1 protein-coding gene is annotated in these 1,187 nt (G+C 76.2%); it reads right to left on the bottom strand.

Features of this window, described 5'->3' with window-relative positions; translation table 11 throughout:
• Positions 1-1,187: transglutaminase TgpA family protein (locus tag LWC35_RS38770; RefSeq protein WP_232875581.1), on the bottom strand; the 1,187-nt coding region annotated here is incomplete at both ends.

Here is a 1,187-nt window from a genome sequence, read left to right as displayed (position 1 = left end):
ACGCCTCGACCCAGGCGTGCGCGTCGCGCGTGCTCACGCTGCGATAGCCGTCGCCCTCGGTGCCGGCGGTGAACCCGACGGCGACCCGCGCCGGCACGCCCTGCGTCCGCAGCATCACGGCCATCGCCGAGGCGAACTGCTCGCAGTAGCCCGCGCGCCCGACGGTGAGGAAGTCGACGAGGGCGTCGTCGCCGCTGCCCGGCGCGGTCTCGAGGCTGTACCGGAACTGCGACTGCGGGCCGGTGAAGTACTCGACCACCGCGATCGCCTTGTCGAAGCTGGTCGCGGCATCGCGGGTGACGTCGGCGGCGATCTGCGCGACCCGCGGGTCGACCCCGGTGGTGTCGCGGTAGATCGGCTCCACGCGGGTCGGGCCGGAGGCGGCGCGCAGCTCGTCGGCCGACGGCGCCGGCAGCACGGCCGTCTCCTGCCAGGCCTCCTCCTCGCGCGGGCGCTGGGTGTAGGCGATGCCGCTGCTGCGGTCGTAGGCCCACCGGTCGGCGTCGACGCCGGTCACCGACTCGGGTTGGCCGTAGAGCGGGAGCCAGTAGTCCCGGAAGTTCACGTTCTGCACGGCGACCTGGACGCGTTCGCCCTCCGCCGGGTCCTCCGTGAGCGGCCCGGCGAGCGGGACGCCGGGCCGGGGCTGGGCGGCCTGCCAGCCGGAGTTGGCGCGGTAGTCGGAGAGGGTCAGCGCGCGCAGGTAGGTCGGGCGCGGGAGCCCCGTGGTGCGGAACAGCTCGACCGGGTCGCTCTGGGTGAGCTGGCCGCGCAGCGAGGTGAACGGGTTGAGCCCGATCGCCCCGCCGTTGCCGCCGCCCGCGCCGCCGCTGACGAACCGCCCGGCCGTGCCGACGACGGTCGCCGCGCTGCCGAGCAGCAGCCCCAGTACGCCGGCCACGGCGACGACGGCGATCCCGCCGGTGACGAGCGCGCCGCCGCGCCGCCCGGTGCCGTCGCGGGCGACGAGCAGGAGCCCGTACCCGGCGACCGCGCAGGCCACCGCCCACCAGGGCAGCAGCGCGTCGGAGAGGGCGGCCGGCACCGCGACCATGCACAACAGCGGCACCCCGGCCGCCGCGGGCGCCCCGGCGCTCACCGAGACGGCGTGCACGATCACCGCGAGCACGCCGAACGCGGCGGTGATCAGGAACAGCATGCCCGGCGTGCCGACGCCGGGCATGCTG

Source organism: Pseudonocardia kujensis, from assembly GCF_021283305.1.
Classification (GTDB): domain Bacteria; phylum Actinomycetota; class Actinomycetes; order Mycobacteriales; family Pseudonocardiaceae; genus Pseudonocardia; species Pseudonocardia kujensis.
Note: the sequence above shows the minus strand (reverse complement) of the source record. Positions and strands in the feature narration are given on the sequence as shown.